Genomic DNA, 15060 nt, shown 5'->3' on the forward strand with positions numbered 1-15060 from the left:
CCCTACGCCGCCGGGCGCCCCCGGGGGCCGTACCGTCTCAGCCCTGCGGGGTCGGGGGCAGTACGGTCTCGCGGCCCGCGGTCCGCGGGCACGGGCGAGCCCCCGCCCGGAAAGGTTCCGGACGGGGGCTCGAAAAGCGCCGGATCAGGCGAGCAGCGCCGGGATCGTCGCCTCGTGGGCGGTGCGGAGCTCGGCCAGCGGGAGCGTGAACTCGCCCTGGATCTCGATCTCCTCGCCGTCCACCACACCGATCCGGGTCGCCGGGAGGCCACGCGCACCGCACATGTCGGTGAAGCGGAGCTCCTCGCTGCGCGGGACGGCCACGATGGCCCGGCCCGCGGACTCGGAGAACAGGAAGGTGAAGGCGTCGAGCGCCTCGGGCACCACGATCCGCGCACCGTTGCCGCCGCGCAGGCAGGACTCGGTGAGCGCCTGGATCACGCCGCCGTCGGACAGGTCGTGCGCGGCGTCGATCATGCCGTCGCGCGAGGCCGAGATCAGGATCTCGCCGAGCAGCTTCTCGCGGCCCAGGTCCACCTTGGGCGGCATGCCGCCCAGGTGCTGGTGGACGACCTCGGACCAGGCGGAGCCGCCGAACTCCTCGGCGGTGTCGCCGAGCAGGTACAGCAGCTGGCCGGCCTCCGCGAACGCCATCGGCGTACGGCGGTTGACGTCGTCGATCACACCGAGGACCGCCACGACCGGGGTCGGGTGGATCGCGATGTCACCGGTCTGGTTGTAGAGCGAGACGTTGCCGCCCGTGACCGGGGTGCCCAGCTCCAGGCAGCCGTCGGCGAGACCGCGGGTGGCCTCGGCGAACTGCCACATGACGTCCGGGTCCTCCGGCGAGCCGAAGTTCAGGCAGTCGGAGATGGCGAGCGGCTTGGCGCCGGTCGCGGCGACGTTGCGGTACGCCTCGGCCAGCGCGAGCTGCGCGCCCGTGTACGGGTCGAGCTTGGCGAAGCGGCCGTTGCCGTCGGTGGCCATGGCGACGCCGAGGTTGGTCTCCTCGTCGATGCGGACCATGCCGGCGTCCTCGGGCTGCGAGAGCACCGTGTTGCCCTGCACGAAGCGGTCGTACTGGTCGGTGATCCAGGACTTCGACGCCTGGTTGGGCGAGGAGACCAGGGCCAGGACCTGCGCGCGCAGCTCCTCGGAGGTCGCCGGGCGGGGCAGCTTGCCCGCGTCGTCGGCCTGCAGGGCGTCCTGCCAGGAGGGGCGGGCGTAGGGGCGGTGGTAGGTCGGGCCCTCGTGGGCGACGGTGCCCGGAGGCACGTCCACGATCAGCTCGCCGTGCCAGTAGATCTCCAGCTGCTCGCCTTCGGTGACCTCACCGATGACGGTGGCGATCACGTCCCACTTCTCGCAGATCTCCATGAACCGCTCGACGTACTGCGGCTCGACGATCGCGCACATGCGCTCCTGCGACTCGCTCATGAGGATTTCCTCGGGCGAGAGCGTCGCGTCGCGCAGCGGGACGGTGTCCAGGTCCACGCGCATGCCGCCGGAACCGGCGGAGGCCAGCTCGGAGGTGGCGCAGGAGAGCCCGGCGCCGCCGAGGTCCTGGATGCCCGCGACCAGCTTCTCCTTGAAGATCTCCAGGGTGCACTCGATGAGGAGCTTCTCCTGGAAGGGGTCGCCGACCTGGACGGCGGGGCGCTTGGTGGGCTTGGTGTCGTCGAAGGTCTCGGACGCGAGGACCGAGACGCCGCCGATGCCGTCGCCGCCGGTGCGGGCGCCGTAGAGGATGACCTTGTTGCCGGGGCCGGAGGCCTTGGCGAGGTGGATGTCCTCGTGCTTCATCACGCCGATGCAGCCGGCGTTGACGAGCGGGTTGCCCTGGTAGCAGGCGTCGAAGACGACCTCGCCGCCGATGTTCGGCAGGCCCAGGCAGTTGCCGTAGCCGCCGATGCCCGCGACGACGCCCGGCAGGACGCGCTTGGTGTCGGGGTGGTCGGCCGCGCCGAAGCGCAGCGGGTCGACGACGGCGATCGGGCGGGCGCCCATGGCGAGGATGTCGCGGACGATGCCGCCGATGCCGGTGGCCGCGCCCTGGTAGGGCTCGATGTACGAGGGGTGGTTGTGCGACTCGACCTTGAAGGTGACCGCGTAGCCCTGGCCCACGTCGACGACGCCGGCGTTCTCGCCGATGCCGACGAGCATCGCGTCGTTCTGCGGGACCTTCTCGCCGAACTGCTTCAGGTGGACCTTGCTGCTCTTGTACGAGCAGTGCTCGGACCACATGACCGAGTACATGGCGAGCTCGGCGCCGGTGGGCCGGCGGCCGAGGATCTCCCTGATGCGGGCGTACTCGTCCTCCTTGAGGCCGAGTTCCTTCCAGGGCTGCGCCGAGTCCGGGGTCTCCGTGGCGTTCTTGACCGTGTCGAGGCTCATGCGTTGACCAGCTTCTTCAGGACCGAGGTGAAGAACGGGAGGCCGTCGGTGCGGCCCGTCCCGATCAGCGGCTCGACCGCGTGCTCGGGGTGCGGCATGAGGCCGACGACGTTGCCCGCGGCGTTGGTGATGCCGGCGATGTCGCGCAGCGAGCCGTTGGGGTTGACGTCCACGTAGCGGAAGGCCACTCGGCCTTCGGCCTCCAGTTCGTCCAGCACGCGCTCTTCGGCCACGTAGCGGCCGTCCATGTTCTTGAGCGGTACGGAGATCTCCTGGCCGGCGGTGTAGTCGCCGGTCCACGCGGTCTCCACGTTCTCCACCCGGAGCTTCTGGTCGCGGCAGATGAAGTGCAGGTGGTTGTTCCGGAGCATCGCCCCCGGCAGCAGGTGGGCCTCGGTGAGGATCTGGAAGCCGTTGCAGATGCCGAGGACGGGCATGCCGCCCTTGGCCTGCTCGATGATGGTCTCCATGACCGGCGAGAACCGGGAGATGGCCCCGGCGCGCAGGTAGTCCCCGTAGGAGAAGCCGCCCGCGAGGACGACCGCGTCGACCTGGTGCAGGTCCTTGTCGCGGTGCCAGAGCGAGACCGGCTCGGCCCCCGCGAGGCGGATGGCGCGCAGCGAGTCACGGTCGTCGAGCGTTCCGGGGAACGTGACGACTCCGATGCGAGTGGTCACCGTCAGGCCTCGACCTTCACGGTGAAGTCTTCGATGACGGTGTTGGCGAGGAAGGTTTCGGCCATCTTGTGGATTCGGTCGAGGGCGGCCTGGTCGACCGGTCCCTCCACCTCCAGTTCGAAGCGCTTCCCCTGGCGGACGTCGGCGATCCCTTCGAAGCCCAGGCGCGGCAGTGCACGCTGCACCGCCTGGCCCTGGGGGTCGAGGATCTCCGGCTTGAGCATGACGTCGACTACGACGCGTGCCACTGGCACTCCCGATGAGGTGGTTGGTGCGAAGGCGGTTCCCTCAGCGTACCCGGCCAAAATTTCTACGCGGGTAGATATCCTCCGAGCGTGATCGTCGGGCCGTTTCGGCTTCACCAACGCTTCGCAAAATCCACCGGAAAACCACGCGCCCGGGATTGCGGCGGGACACGCGGAGAGAATTAACTGGGCTTCGCAATGCAATGAGAATCGGGGTACAAAGGAATCCTCCGATGCACAGGCATTTTCTGCTGCGTGACGGGGACGGAAAGTTGCATTGCTCCGAAACATCCACACAGGCGACACCACCGCTCCATCCCGGCCCGTCAGCGGGGGAGCGGGTCGCATGAAGGGACCGATATCCGTGGCGCAGCGCGTAGTAGTCACGATCTCCGACGACATCGATGGCGGAGAAGCATCGGAAACGGTCGCCTTCGGGCTGGACGGTAAGTCGTACGAGATCGACCTCAATCTGGCCAACGCAAAGAACCTGCGGAAGAGCCTCGCCCCGTTCGTGGCGGCCGGCCGCCGCCAGTCCCGTTCCGGGAAGGCGTTCAAGCACACGGCCATCGCCCCCGACCCGGCGGTCGTCCGGGCCTGGGCCCGGTCCAACCAGCTCGACGTCCCGCCCCGCGGCCGGATCCCCAAGAAGGTCTACGAGGAGTACAACGCCGCTCACTGAGAGCCGATTTGCCATCCACCCCTACCGGTCCGCTAGTGTGTGGATCACGCCAAGGGGCGGGGCCGCAAGGTCAAACCCCGAAGTCGTGCGGGTGTAGTTCAGTAGCAGAACATCCCCCTTCCAGGGGGAAGGCGCAGTGTGCGATCCCTGTCACCCGCTCTGCAGGCTTTACCGACCACGGTTGTGGATCAGGTAGAGTGATGCACGCATCGCACGGCAGTTTGTCGTGAGAAGCATGCGGACGTAGCTCAGTTGGTAGAGCACCACCTTGCCAAGGTGGATGTCGCGCGTTCGAGTCGCGTCGTCCGCTCAGCGTGAGAAGGCCCCGATCATTGATCGGGGCCTTCTTCGTATGCCCGATAGCGGCCGGATAGCGGCGGATACCCGAATCCCGATGACATGTGTCATGGCCGGGGGCTCCGTACCGCCGCGAGACTGGGGCCATGAAACTCACCGGATGGTGGAAGAACCGCACCAGCGCGGGGAAGGTCGAGCTCTACACGCGCTGGTCGTTCCACTTCTTCGTGCTGATCGAGATCTTCTCGATCGGGCTGGCGGCCCTGGGGTCGATGGCCAAGGACACCTCCCCGGTGCGCGGGGTCACGCTCTTCCTGACCGTGTGCGTGCACTCCGTGGTCGTCGGGGTCCTCTCCTCCCGGGCCCTGGACTGGATCGTGGGCCGGCGCGAGCGCCCCGTACGGCTCGCGGCCTTCACCGTCGCCGTCACCGCGGCCGCATGCCTCGGCGTCCTCGCCGTACGGGCCACCGCGCGGCCCGTGGACCCGCAGATGGCCGCGACCCTGCTCGTCGGCATGACCTGCTTCGCCTCCGGCACGCTCGTCCTGTGCCTGCGCGAGGTCCGCCAGATGCGCTACGTGGCCCCGGTCACCGCCGTCCTCGTCGGGCTGGCGGCGCTCGCCTTCGGCATCCCCGCCGGGGAAGCCACCGGCTACGCGGTCGGGGTGCTGCTGAGCAGCGCCTTCCTCTCCGCGGCCTGCGGGTTCTCCGGATGGCTGCTCGACACGGTGTACGAGCTCGACCGCGCCCGCGAGCTCCAGGCGCAGCTCGCGGTCGCCGAGGAGCGGCTGCGCTTCGGGCGCGACCTGCACGACGTGATGGGCCGCAACCTCGCGGTGATCGCCCTCAAGAGCGAGCTGGCGGTGCAGCTGGCCCGACGCGAACGCCCGGAGGCGGTGGATCAGATGATCGAGGTGCAGCGGATCGCCCGGGAGTCCCAGAAGGAGGTCCGCGACGTGGTCCGCGGCTACCGGGAGGCGGACCTCACGGTGGAGCTGGAGGGCGCGCGCGGGGTGCTGCGCGCGGCCGGGATGGACTGCCGGGTGGAGTTCGAGGCGGGCCGCGATCTTCCCGCCGAGGCCCAGTCGGCCCTCGGCTGGGTGGTGCGCGAGGCGACGACCAACGTGCTGCGGCACGGCGACGCCCGCAGCTGTGTGATCCGGCTGACGACGGCGCCCTCGGGCGCGCTGACGCTGGTGGTGGAGAACGACGGGGCCCCCAAGGTCCCGGCCGGGCCGCCGGGCTCGGGGCTCGCGGGCCTGCGCGAGCGGCTCGCGGTGCTGGACGGCACGCTGGAGGCCGGCCCGGTGGAGGGCGGCCGGTTCAGGGTGTGCGCCAAGATTCCCGGCCCGGCGGCCGAACCCGTCCTGGAACTGGAGACACGCCCATGAGCCCCGTACGCGTACTGCTGGCCGACGACGAGCACCTGATCCGGGGCGCGCTGGCCGCGCTGCTGGGACTGGAGGACGATCTGCTGGTCGTCGCGGAGGCGGCCTCGGGGCCGGAGGCCCTTGCGATGGCGCGGGCCCACCGCCCGGACGTGGCGGTCCTGGACCTGCAGATGCCGGGGGCCGACGGTGTGAGCGTGGCCACATCGCTGCGGGCCGAACTCCCCGACTGCAAGACCATGATCGTGACCAGTCACGGCCGCCCCGGCCACCTGAAGCGGGCCCTGGCCGCGGGGGTACGGGCCTTCGCGCCGAAGACGGTCTCGGCCCAGCGGCTGGCCGAGCTGATCCGCACCGTGCACGCGGGCGGCCGTTACGTGGACCCGGAGTTGGCGGCCGACGCGATCAGCGCGGGGGACTCCCCGCTGACGGCCCGCGAGGCGGAGGTCCTGGAACTGGCCGGGGACGGGGCGCCGATCGCGGAGATCGCGGAGCGGGCCTCGCTGTCCCCGGGGACGGTACGGAACTACCTGTCCTCGGCGGCCTCGAAGCTGGGCGCCGAGAACCGGCACACGGCAGTGCGTCTCGCACGGTCCCGGGGTTGGGTATAGTAGTTCTCGCGCTACGGCGCACCTGCGGACATAGCTCAGTTGGTAGAGCACCACCTTGCCAAGGTGGATGTCGCGCGTTCGAGTCGCGTTGTCCGCTCAGCAGTGAAGAAGCCCCCGGTCCTCGGACCGGGGGCTTCTCTCGTTCCAGGGTCGCGCCGGGCCCCCGGGGGCCCCGTTCCCGGGGCCCCTTCGCCGTTACTGGGCTCAGGCCCAGGTTTGGCCGGTGAGCCGCTCGTAGGCCTCGACGTACTTGGCGCGGGTCTGCTCCACGACCTCCTGCGGGAGGGCGGGCGGCGGGAGTTCGCCCTTGGAGTCCCAGCCGGAGGCCGGGGAGGCCAGCCAGTCGCGGACGTACTGCTTGTCGAAGGAGGGCTGGCTGCGGCCCGGCTCCCACAGGTCGGCCGGCCAGAAGCGCGAGGAGTCCGGGGTCAGCACCTCGTCGGCGGCGACCAGGGCGCCGTCCTTGTCGAAGCCGAACTCGAACTTGGTGTCCGCCAGGATGATCCCGCGCTCGCGGGCGATGTCCCGGGCCCGGCTGTAGACGGCGAGGGTGGTCTGGCGCAGCAGGGCCGCCGTCTCGGTGCCCTGGGTGCGCGCGACCTCCTCGTAGGAGACGTTCTCGTCGTGCTCGCCGACCTCGGCCTTGGCGGCCGGGGTGAAGATCGGGCCGGGCAGCTCGGAGCCGTCGACGAGCCCCTCGGGCAGGGCGAGTCCGCAGACCGTACGGGTCTTCCGGTACTCGGCGAGGCCCGAGCCGGTGAGGTAGCCGCGGGCCACGCACTCGACGGGAACCATGTCGAGGTTGCGGCAGACCAGGGCGCGGCCGGCCCAGTCGGCCGGGGCCCCGGCGGGCAGCTCGGTGCTGAGGACGTGGTTCGGGACGAGGTCCGCGAGCTGGTCGAACCACCACAGGGAGAGCTGGGTCAGGATCCGGCCCTTGTCCGGGATCTCGGTGGGCAGCACCCAGTCGGCGGCGGAGATGCGGTCGCTGGCGACCATGACGAGGTTGTCGTCCTCATCGCGGTAGAGGTCGCGGACCTTGCCGGTGTGGAGGTGGACGAGGCCGGGCACCTGCACCGGCTCGGGCTTTTCGACGAATCCGGGCACGGAGTCTCCCTGTGGTTCTGTACGAGCGCGCGGCCCATTCTCCCGCACCGGTCGGCGCGCGGGGACAACGGGTCCGGTCAGTCGCGCTTGCAGATCCGGTCGAGGAGGTTGGCGGTGGCCCGCTGCACCCGCTCGTCCACGTGCCCGGGGCGGTCGAGCGCCGGCGACCAGGCGAAGGTGCCGGACGCGAAGACGAGCGCGCCGCTGGGAGCCCGGTAGAGCGAGGTCTCCTGGTGGCGGAGATGGCCTTCGCCGTCCTCGTACGGGGAGTGCGCGAGCAGGATCCGGCCCTGGTGCTCGGGGAGCTGCGTGCGCGGGAAGTAGCGGTCGGCCTCGCCCGCGACCAGGCCGGGCAGCTCGTCGTTCTCGGCGGCGCCGGTGGAGTCCCAGAGCCAGTGCGTGGCGTTGCGCACGACGAGGGGCGCGGGCTCGGGGACCCGGCCCGCGTACTGGATGCCGAGCAATTGCTGCTCGGGGCGGTCGACTTCGCGCCAGAGGCTGGGGCGGCCGGGGCCGCGGCGTTTTCGGCAGGTCAGGAGCCGGTCGTCGATGCCGGACGGCGAGGGGGAGAGCTCCACCTGCCAGTACATGGTGTTGGCGGAGAGGAAGACGAGCGAGGTGCCGTGGTCGCGGGCGCGCTCGACGGTGCGGCGCATGGGGGCGGACCAGTACTCGTCGTGGCCCGGGAAGACCAGGCCGCGGTAGCGGGTGGGGTCGACGCGGCCGGCGTGCAGATCGCGGGCGTCGGCGTAGGCGAGGTCGTAGCCGTAGCGCTCGGCCCAGCGGATGAAGTCGTATGCGTGGCCGACGTGGAGGGGCAGGCCGGCGCCGGCGTAGGGGCGGTCGAAGGAGACGGTGATGGCGGCGTCGCTCTCGCCGAGCAGCCGGCCCTCCTCGTCCCAGGCGTGGTAGAGGCTCGCCCCGGTCCGGCCGTCCTCGGGGTAGAGGTTGTAGGCCTGCCAGGTGATGTCGGGGAGCAGGAGCAGCAGATCGGCCGGGTGGTCGTCGCGCACGGTGAACGGGATGTGGGACCGGTAGCCGTCGGCGGTGGTCAGCACGGCCACGTACGCCCCGACGCTCCAGTAGGCGGGGACCTGGAGCCGCCAGGAGAGCCACCAGTGGTGGCAGGAGACGGTGCGGTCGGCGGTGAGGGGCGCGGGCTGGACGATGCCGGAGAGCCGGGGGCTGGTGGTGATCTTAGAGGCGCCGTCGCCGCCGTAGTGCCCGATGCGGTAGACGTCTACGGAGAACTGCTGGGGCGGGTCCACGGTGATGTGGAAATCGATCGCCTCGCCGGGGGCGACGGCTCCGGTGGAGGCGAAACCTTTGATCTGCCGGTGCACGTCGTCGGCAGTGCGGGGACCGCCGTTGCTCCGGGCCCGGGGGATCTGTCCGACGGCCACGGCCGGGTCCACGTACCAGGGCACGACCTGCCCGTTGTCGTCGTAGTACAGCTCGCTCCCGCGGAACCACGGCAGCGGTCCCTGCCCGAAGGGATCGGTCACCGCGTGCGCGAGCGCACCTGACTCCCATCGCCGGATCTGCTCCGCACCCATACCGCTCCCCTCCCTCGCTCCCCCGAACGCCTGGACCGGTCCCAGCACATCACATAACGCACTCAGTCCGTCACCGTTCGTCGCGAAAAGTTCAGCCGTTGGTCGGCGGCACATCAGGCCCGCGAAGCGTCCGTACCCCTGGGGCCACCAGGGCGTCCGCGGATCGCCGGACGCCCGGCGGGGCGTCAGACGAGCCGGACCGGCTTCTCGGAGCGGACGCCCACCTCCGCGAGCCAGACCCGCAGGGGCTCGGAGTCACCGTCCTCCACCAGCGACAGCACTCGCGGCGCGAGATCGGCCCGCCGCACGCCCCCGACCAGCAGCACCGGCCCGTCCAGCCAGTCCAGTCCGGGCGCGGCGCCCGCGGAGTCCACCGCGGCGCAGCACACCAGCGCCACCACGTGGTCCGTCAGCAGGTCCCGGCCGCTGCGCGGGGCCTCCAGGGGGAACAGCGGCACGGCGTCGGTGCCGTGCGCGGCGGCGACCGGGACGGCCTCGCGCGCCAGGTCCCCGCTGAGCCGCCCGGCCAGTGCCTCGCCGTCGGCGGTGTCCGCGAGGAAGGACAGCACTCGCTCCACCGTGGAAGCGGCGGGCGCGGACAGCGCGTCCAGCGCGGCCAGCAGCCGTACCGCCTCCGTACGCCACTTGCGGTCGACGACCTCCTCCGGATACGCCGCCCAGTCCACCGGCGACCAGTCCGGTCCGGCCTCGGCCGGGCCTCCGTGGAAGAGCCGCGCGGCCAGCAGCGAGGCGGCCTCGTCCACCGCCCCCGGCTGCTCCAGCAGGTCGCACGCCGGGCGCTCGCCCAGCCTGGAGGTGAATCCGTCCGCCAGCCGGTCGCGCCGGGACAGCTCGGTCAGCGCGGAGACGACCCCGGCGTCCAGGTGCGCGGGCCAGCGGCCCATCCGCCATGCGGGCAGCGCGACCCTGGTCAGCAGCCGGTCCCAGCCCGCGTAGGCGAGGCCGACCTGCTCCTGGGCGACGATCCGCAGCCCGTAGTCCACACCCTGTGCACGCTCGGAGGCGGCGGCGGCGACCCCGCGCTCCATCTCGGCGGCGTCGACCCGGCACAGCCGCAGCAGCAGCCGGGCGGGGGCGGCGATCCAGCCGAGGAAGCGCCGGTTGCCCACGTCCACGGCGGCGTCGAGGCCCCGTACGAAACCGCGCGCGTCGGCTATGTCCGGGTGCGCGGAGGGGCCCGTACCGGCGACGACGGGCGCGAGCACGGCCCGTAGCTCCGCGACGCGCATCCACCACAGGAACGGCGAGCCGATCACCAGCACGGGGGCCGCGCCCGGCTCGGATTCCGGGGGACAGGGTCCGGGGGAGCCGGCGGCGGCGCCCGGTATGCGCGTACGGGCGCGGCGGTGGGCCGGGTGGGTACGGTCCTCCAGCCAGCTGTCGCAATCGGGCGTGAGGGCTATCGCGGAGGGCACCGGGACGTCCATCCGCTCCGCCAGGTCCCGCACGAGCCGGTAGAGATCGGGGGCGGAGGCCTCCGACAGCGGCACCGTCGGGGTCACGGCGGGGCTGGCCCGCAGGACGACCGCGGCGAAGGTCCCGCCGACGAGGAGCACGAGCGCGGCGACCGCGCACACGACGAGGGTCACCGTCGGCCAGGGGTCGCCGAGGAGCCGACCCGTCGTCCGGGCGGCCACCAGCACCACCGCGAGGGCGGCGGGCAGCATCCCGACGGCCAGGGCCCTGCTGCGCACGCGCAGCACTGCCAGGGCTCGGGAACGCGCGGACGGCGTGCCCACTTCAGCGATCGGACCTGTCCCGGACACGGCCGGACCTCACCCCCTCTGCCCTGCGGCGGCTTTGCTCACTCCCCCACTGTGACACCCGCCACTGACATCGCAATGCCGGTGGGCCAAGTGCCGGAACGAGAGCCGGAATGCTTGCGCCGCACCATAGTTGGGGCGGGGGCGGCCGTCAGGCAGACCGGCGGACGATCACCCGATGGAATGGCTTTGGGTAAAGCTGGGTGCGTTCGAACGCCACTGGATGCACCCGCACGCGAACACGCGCGCGGGCCCGGCCGCACCGAGTGCGCACCGGGCCCACGCCCATTGAATCCCGCTGGTCAGCGGCCTTCAGCGGCCTTCGGCGGCCTTGGCCGCGATGTCCGTGCGGTACTGGGAGCCGTCGAGCTTGATCCGCTCGACGGCCTTATACGCCCTCGTACGCGCCTGCGCCAGATCGGCACCCGTCGCCGTCACCGACAGGACGCGACCGCCCGCGCTGACGACCGCGTCGCCCTCGCGCCGGGTCCCGGCGTGCAGCACGTAGGCGTGGGAGGCGTCGAGCTCGGCCACCTCGGCCAGGCCCTCGATGGGGTCCCCGGTGCGCGGGGTCTCCGGGTAGTTGTGGGAGGCGATGACGACCGTGACGGCCGCGTCCTCGCGCCAGCTGAGCGGGGGCTCGGCGTGCAGGGTGCCGTTGGCCGAATTCAGCAGCACGCTCGCGAGCGGGGTCTGCAGCCGGGCCAGGACCACCTGGGTCTCGGGGTCGCCGAAGCGGGCGTTGAACTCGATGACCCGCACACCGCGCGAGGTGATCGCGAGGCCCGCGTAGAGCAGCCCGGAGAACGGCGTGCCCCGGTGGCGCAGCTCGTCCACGGTGGGCTGGAGGACGGAGGCCATGACCTCGTCGACGAGCTTCGGGTCGGCCCAGGGGAGCGGGGAGTACGCGCCCATGCCGCCGGTGTTGGGGCCCGCGTCCCCGTCGAGCGCGCGCTTGAAGTCCTGCGCGGGCTGGAGCGGCAGCACGGTGACGCCGTCGGTGATGGCGAAGAGGGAGACCTCGGGGCCGTCGAGGAACTCCTCGATGACCACGCGGTCGCAGCCGAGCGCGTGGGCTCGGGCGGCGGCGAGGTCGTCGGTGACCACGACGCCCTTGCCGGCGGCGAGCCCGTCGTCCTTGACCACGTAGGGGGCGCCGAAGGCGTCGAGGGCCGCGTCCACCTCTTCCGGGGTGGTGCATACGTAGCTGCGTGCCGTCGGGACGCCGGCCGCGGCCATCACGTCCTTGGCGAAGGCCTTGGAGCCTTCCAGCCGGGCGGCTTCGCCGGACGGGCCGAAGACGGGGATGCCGACCGCGCGGACGGCGTCGGCGACCCCGGCGACGAGCGGGGCCTCCGGGCCGACGACTACAAGGTCGGCGCCGAGCTCGGTGGCGAGGCGGGCGACGGCTTCGCCGTCGAGGGCGTCGACGGGGCGGAGCTCGGCCACCTCGGCGATGCCGGCGTTTCCTGGAGCGCAGTACAGCGCGTTGACGTCGGGATCGAGGGACAGAGAGCGGCACAGGGCATGTTCGCGGGCGCCGCCGCCGATGACGAGGACCTTCACGGCATGAAGGGTAGCCCGCGCTCCGGATTCCCTTTCGTGCGGCCACCCAATGAGACGGCTACTCGTTCGTATATTCCTCTACAACGGTGGCCCCGAGCTCGCGCACGATCAGCTCGTGCCCGGTCAGCGCGGAGTCGACGAGGTCCGGATCGTCGTCCTCCGGCACGTCGTCCTCCGGGGCGACCGGCGGGGGCGCCTGGTGGACGGGAGCCTGCTGCTGCGGGGGCTGCTGCTGGTACGGCTGCTGCGGCTGGGACTGCTGCGACGGCTGCTGGGGTGCCTGCTGGTACTGCTGCGGCGCCTGGGCCTGCTGGGCCGGGGCCGGCGGGTTGTAGGCGGGCGCGGGCGGAGCCCCGTAGGAGGACGCGGAGACGGGCGCGATGGGCTGGTTGCCCCCGCCGAGCACGGCCTCGATCTTCCAGTTGACCTGGAACTGCTCGGAGAGGACCGCCTTGAGCACGTCCTCGCTGCCGCTGCTCGCGAAGTTGTCGCGGGCCCCGGCGTTGGGGAAGCCGAGCTGGAGCGTGGTGCCGTCGAAGCCCGCGACCTGGGCGTTCTGGCTGAGCAGGATCCAGGTGAAGCGACGGCGGTTCTTGACGGCGTCCAGGACGGCCGGCCACATCGCGTGGATCTGCCCGGCGCCGGCGGCCATGCCGGGCGACACCTGGGCGGCGGCCGGTACGGGCGCGGCGGCCTGGGCGGCGACCGGGGCGGGCACGGGTGCGGGGGCCGCGGCTCCGGGAGCCGAGGCGCTGGGCCAGGCACCGGCGACGGGCTGAGCGGGCGCGGCGGCGGCCGGGGCAGCGGCCGGGGCAGCGGCGGCCGGCCAGGCGCCGGGCGCTCCGCCGCCGGGCTGCGCGGCCCCGGGCCATGCACCGGGCGCGGCGGCGGGCGGCGCGGGCTCCGGGGGAGCCACCGGGGCCGGGGCCTGGACCGGCGCCTGGGCGGGGGCCGCCTGGACGGGTGCGGGGGCCGCGGGGGCCCGTACGGGTGCGGGGACGGCCGGGGCCATGGCGTGCGCCTCGGGCCCGGGTACGTAGCCCATGGCGGGCGCGGGGGCGAAGGAGGCGGCGGCCGGGGCCACTCCGCTCCGCTCCAGCCGGTCGAGGCGGGCTTGGAAGGACCGCTCGTCGTCGAAGGCGGCGGGCAGCAGCACCCGGGCGCAGATCAGCTCCAGCTGGAGCCGCGGCGAGGTGGCGCCGCGCATTTCCGTGAGCCCGGTGTTGACCAGATCGGCGGCGCGGGACAGCTCGGCGGCCCCGAACACGGAGGCCTGGGCCTGCATCCGCTCGACGACATCGGCCGGGGCGTCGATGAGCCCCTTCTCCCCGGCGTCGGGCACGGCGGCCAGGATCACCAGGTCGCGCAGCCGCTCCAGCAGGTCGGCGACGAACCGGCGCGGGTCGTTGCCGCCCTCCACCACCCGGTCGACGATCTCGAAGGCGGCGGCCCCGTCGCCGGCGGCGAAGGCGTCCACGACGGAGTCCAGCAGGGAGGCGTCCGTGTATCCGAGGAGCGAGGTGGCCATGGCGTACGTCACACCCTGCTCGGCGGCGCCGGCCAGCAGCTGGTCCATGACGGACATGGAGTCACGGACGGAGCCGGCGCCGGCCCGCACGACGAGCGGCAGCACCCCGTCCTCGATGTGGGCGCCCTCGCGGCCGCAGACCTCGCCGAGGTAGTCGCGCAGGGTGCCGGGGGGCACGAGCCGGAAGGGGTAGTGGTGCGTCCGGGACCGGATGGTCCCGATGACCTTCTCGGGCTCGGTCGTGGCGAAGATGAACTTGAGGTGTTCCGGCGGCTCCTCGACCACCTTCAGCAGGGCGTTGAAGCCCGCCGAGGTGACCATGTGCGCCTCGTCGATGATGTAGATCTTGTACCGGCTGGAGGCGGGCCCGAAGAAGGCCTTCTCTCGCAGGTCACGGGCATCGTCCACACCACCGTGCGAAGCCGCGTCGATCTCGATGACGTCGATGGAACCCGGGCCGTTGCGCGCGAGGTCCTTGCAGGACTGGCACTCCCCGCAGGGGGTCGGCGTGGGGCCCTGCTCACAGTTGAGGCACCGCGCCAGGATGCGCGCGCTGGTGGTCTTGCCACAGCCTCGCGGACCGCTGAACAGGTACGCGTGATTGACCCGGTTGTTGCGCAGGGCCTGCATCAGCGGGTCAGTGACATGCTCCTGCCCGATGACCTCGGCGAACGACTCGGGGCGGTAGCGGCGGTACAGCGCAAGGGACGACACGTCTACGAGGTTATCCGGGCCCACCGACAACAACGGCCCGCCGACCCCGCCCGGCCTGTCACCACGGGCTCCACCGGGACTCCGCCGGCGGCTCCGCGCGGGCTCGCGCACGCGGCCCCGCAGCTGGTCCCGCACCTGGTCCCGCACCGGCCCGGGAACGCAAAGCGCCCCCCACGCACCCACCAGAGCCCACTTACCCTTGCTGCCTTCCGGCCCTGGGGGAGTTGGGTGAGATAGCGCCACGTGAGGGGCTGACCCCACCCTAGCGGATGGACGGCCCAGGAATCGAGCCGGCTCCTCCCACACCTCCGCCGGGATCCTCCCGGAGCCCTCCGGAACGATCACGTTCGCGAGCACCCCTCAACGTCTTGTATTGTTTGCCGCGGAGGATTCGCCTAGTGGCCTAGGGCGCACGCTTGGAAAGCGTGTTGGGGGCAACCCCTCACGAGTTCGAATCTCGTATCCTCCGCCATTGCTCTCACCGGGCAATACGTTGAAGAGCCCCACCGCT

Annotated in this window: 11 protein-coding genes, 4 tRNA genes and 1 other RNA gene; 7 read left to right on the forward strand and 9 right to left on the reverse strand. The window is 72.0% G+C overall.

Annotation, left to right across the window (positions count from 1 at the left end; genetic code table 11):
- Positions 1 to 144 precede the first annotated feature (144 nt).
- The 3 genes from purL to purS are packed head-to-tail and all read right to left on the reverse strand — an operon-like array spanning position 145 to position 3325.
- Positions 145 to 2394, reverse strand: a complete 2250-nt coding sequence (purL, locus tag AC3IYJ_RS19000) for a phosphoribosylformylglycinamidine synthase subunit PurL (protein ID WP_489402475.1) — start codon at positions 2392 to 2394, stop codon at positions 145 to 147.
- Entirely contained in the window at positions 2391 to 3071 is a 681-nt protein-coding gene (purQ, locus tag AC3IYJ_RS19005) for a phosphoribosylformylglycinamidine synthase subunit PurQ (protein WP_489402476.1), read from the reverse strand. Before purQ ends, purL begins: the two co-directional genes overlap by 4 nt.
- A gap of 2 nt (positions 3072 to 3073) precedes the next feature.
- On the reverse strand, positions 3074 to 3325 hold the full coding sequence (gene purS, locus AC3IYJ_RS19010; protein ID WP_008740952.1) for a phosphoribosylformylglycinamidine synthase subunit PurS: 252 nt from the start codon (positions 3323 to 3325) through the stop codon (positions 3074 to 3076).
- 355 nt (positions 3326 to 3680) lie between these two features.
- Between purS and AC3IYJ_RS19015 the strand changes: the two genes are divergently transcribed.
- From AC3IYJ_RS19015 to AC3IYJ_RS19040, 6 genes are all read left to right on the forward strand, one after another.
- A complete protein-coding gene (locus AC3IYJ_RS19015; RefSeq protein WP_489402858.1) occupies positions 3681 to 3998 on the forward strand; it encodes a histone-like nucleoid-structuring protein Lsr2 in 318 nt (105 codons plus the stop codon).
- 87 nt (positions 3999 to 4085) lie between these two features.
- Positions 4086 to 4157 (forward strand) — tRNA-Gly (locus tag AC3IYJ_RS19020).
- 78 nt (positions 4158 to 4235) lie between these two features.
- Positions 4236 to 4308: transfer RNA gene (locus AC3IYJ_RS19025), tRNA-Gly, on the forward strand.
- Between the two features lie 133 nt (positions 4309 to 4441).
- Complete coding sequence (locus AC3IYJ_RS19030) at positions 4442 to 5686, forward strand: sensor histidine kinase (protein ID WP_489402477.1); 1245 nt, start codon at positions 4442 to 4444, stop codon at positions 5684 to 5686.
- Entirely contained in the window at positions 5683 to 6294 is a 612-nt protein-coding gene (locus AC3IYJ_RS19035) for a response regulator (protein ID WP_371616685.1), read from the forward strand. The genes AC3IYJ_RS19030 and AC3IYJ_RS19035 overlap by 4 nt, the downstream gene beginning before the upstream one ends.
- Before the next feature lie 24 nt (positions 6295 to 6318).
- A tRNA-Gly gene (locus AC3IYJ_RS19040) sits at positions 6319 to 6391 on the forward strand.
- A gap of 107 nt (positions 6392 to 6498) precedes the next feature.
- Here AC3IYJ_RS19040 and AC3IYJ_RS19045 read toward each other — a convergent pair.
- From AC3IYJ_RS19045 to ffs, 6 genes are all read right to left on the reverse strand, one after another.
- On the reverse strand, positions 6499 to 7401 hold the full coding sequence (locus tag AC3IYJ_RS19045; RefSeq protein WP_489402478.1) for a phosphoribosylaminoimidazolesuccinocarboxamide synthase: 903 nt from the start codon (positions 7399 to 7401) through the stop codon (positions 6499 to 6501).
- A 77-nt stretch (positions 7402 to 7478) separates the two neighbouring features.
- Positions 7479 to 8957 (reverse strand): N,N-dimethylformamidase beta subunit family domain-containing protein, encoded by a 1479-nt coding sequence (locus AC3IYJ_RS19050; RefSeq protein ID WP_489402479.1) that lies wholly within the window; start codon positions 8955 to 8957, stop codon positions 7479 to 7481.
- Between the two features lie 185 nt (positions 8958 to 9142).
- Complete coding sequence (locus tag AC3IYJ_RS19055) at positions 9143 to 10744, reverse strand: M48 family metalloprotease (RefSeq protein WP_489402480.1); 1602 nt, start codon at positions 10742 to 10744, stop codon at positions 9143 to 9145.
- Between the two features lie 309 nt (positions 10745 to 11053).
- Complete coding sequence (gene purD / locus AC3IYJ_RS19060) at positions 11054 to 12307, reverse strand: phosphoribosylamine--glycine ligase (RefSeq protein ID WP_489402481.1); 1254 nt, start codon at positions 12305 to 12307, stop codon at positions 11054 to 11056.
- Positions 12308 to 12365: 58 nt separating this feature from the next.
- On the reverse strand, positions 12366 to 14549 hold the full coding sequence (locus tag AC3IYJ_RS19065) for a DNA polymerase III subunit gamma and tau (protein WP_489402482.1): 2184 nt from the start codon (positions 14547 to 14549) through the stop codon (positions 12366 to 12368).
- A gap of 157 nt (positions 14550 to 14706) precedes the next feature.
- An RNA gene (ffs, locus tag AC3IYJ_RS19070) (signal recognition particle sRNA small type) lies at positions 14707 to 14805 on the reverse strand.
- A gap of 128 nt (positions 14806 to 14933) precedes the next feature.
- Here ffs and AC3IYJ_RS19075 point away from each other — a divergent pair.
- Positions 14934 to 15021, forward strand: a tRNA-Ser gene (locus AC3IYJ_RS19075).
- Positions 15022 to 15060 lie beyond the last annotated feature (39 nt).

Source organism: Streptomyces sp. GL_140, from assembly GCF_057834465.1.

Bases quoted from the DNA above. Each gene is read 5' to 3' on its own strand.
- purL (WP_489402475.1), bottom strand. From the start codon at position 2,394: ATGAGCCTCGACACGGTCAAGAACGCCACGGAGACCCCGGACTCGGCG.
- AC3IYJ_RS19030 (WP_489402477.1), top strand. From the start codon at position 4,442: ATGAAACTCACCGGATGGTGGAAGAACCGCACCAGCGCGGGGAAGGTC.
- AC3IYJ_RS19035 (WP_371616685.1), top strand. From the start codon at position 5,683: ATGAGCCCCGTACGCGTACTGCTGGCCGACGACGAGCACCTGATCCGG.
- AC3IYJ_RS19050 (WP_489402479.1), bottom strand. From the start codon at position 8,957: ATGGGTGCGGAGCAGATCCGGCGATGGGAGTCAGGTGCGCTCGCGCAC.